The sequence below is a fragment of the Komagataeibacter intermedius TF2 genome, from assembly GCF_000964425.1.
Lineage (GTDB): Bacteria > Pseudomonadota > Alphaproteobacteria > Acetobacterales > Acetobacteraceae > Komagataeibacter > Komagataeibacter intermedius.
Genome location: NZ_BANF01000857.1, coordinates 1 through 1518, shown reverse-complemented (window position 1 = coordinate 1518; position 1518 = coordinate 1). Strand labels below are relative to the sequence as shown.

The window sequence follows — 1518 nt, the reverse complement described above, 5'->3', positions numbered from 1 at the left end:
CCTTTGGGAATCCTATGATTCAAGCTATTCGCAGTGCGCTCTAAACATCCAGGTTCAGGTCCCTAATCAGTATGGTTTCAGGAATGTGCAACCAATGCAGGCAATCGGGAGCCTATGGGAATACTCTGTTCTGATGGTCGCCATTCGCCGGTATTTTCATCGCGGCCCTGCAGGATAAAGCGTGGTTGAGGGGCGGATAGCTGTGCTGCAGCCAGACTTGCTATAGTACCAATTTGACCGGAAAATAGCCGGTTGACCACCAGACCAAGGCGGGTGTCCGGAAATTCGGTCAGCATGGCGTAATCCCCGTCACTATCCCCACACACCAGTAAGGGTCCATAGCCCCGCGGCCCTGCCAGTGCCTGACGTATGGCGCGTACTTTTCCGGCGCGATAGGTTACGGGCCAGTTCGGCGCGGCATCAAGCCCCAGCCTGCCACCAGGCCAGTCCATACGAACGCCAAGGACATTCTGGCGGGGCAGGTCGTAACCATAATCGGGATCTGTGGCGAACACGGCCACGACGTCTTCCAGAGATGCGGAACAGACATGGACGTCAATACCTGCCCGACGCAGTGCCCATTGCAGGTCCGCGATTTCCGGGGTCAGGCGCACTCCGGTCTGGATGGGGCGTGCAACAATGCCCGCCTGCCCGGAACGGGTGGCCGGAGTGATCCATGTTTCCTGCCCCATGCCCTGTGCCAGATGCCATCTGTTGGATGCCCTGGCCAGCGCTGACAGCCCGGCTGCGTCATGACCGGCCAGCAGGCGGATGATCCAGCGGCAGGCTATGTCCCCATTGCATGTGGCGTTGATGGCGTCATAGGCAAATACCAGCTTGGCACGCAGGCTGAGCAGTACCGGGTCCGTTGGCGCCGGGGGCATGGATCGGGCAGACAGAAGGGCATAATCCGCGCACAGATCGGCATGAAGGTCCCTGAAGCGGACATTTTGCCCACATACGGTCCGAAAAGGACCTGTAAACGTATGTGCAGGTACGTCGCGCGCCGTTGCCTGGGCAAAAGTTTCGGCTGACATCGCGAATGAAAAATGGTTGGCCGTATAATGCAGCAGGCTTTCCTCGCAATCGCCTGCGATACAGGTATTGTCCCAGTCGAACACGGCATATGGGCGTCGGGCAGGGTTATAGCTGGCGCTGGCGCTGCCGTATGTGGCGATCAGGCGTTCGATCACGCGGCGCGTGCGGGGAGCCCATTTCAGCGGTGCCAGCACCGGGGCGCATCCTTCAGCCCATGCAGGCAGGGACGGGCTGATGCCAGCCGCGATACTGGCGGCCAGCACGTCGCGGCGGGTCAGGACTGTCATGCGCCGGTCCGGCCCATATGGGGATCCGTATGGCTTGGCCTGCCATTCTCGACGTGTCCCGCCAGTTGGATCAGGCGGTGCGCGTGATGCGGGTCTTGAATGGTCAGGTCATACCAGTGGTCGGATACAGCGACCGGCCATATGGTGTCGGTGTAAATGCTGTTTCAAAATTCCCCACATGTGCTGTCGGAAA

General features: G+C 59.8%; 1 protein-coding gene. It reads right to left on the bottom strand.

Features of this window, described 5'->3' with window-relative positions; all coding sequences use genetic code 11:
* Positions 1–77: 77 nt before the first annotated feature.
* Positions 78–1325, bottom strand: coding sequence for a haloacid dehalogenase-like hydrolase (locus B7449_RS19385; protein WP_039736280.1), 1248 nt, complete (start codon positions 1323–1325; stop codon positions 78–80).
* Positions 1326–1518: the final 193 nt, after the last annotated feature.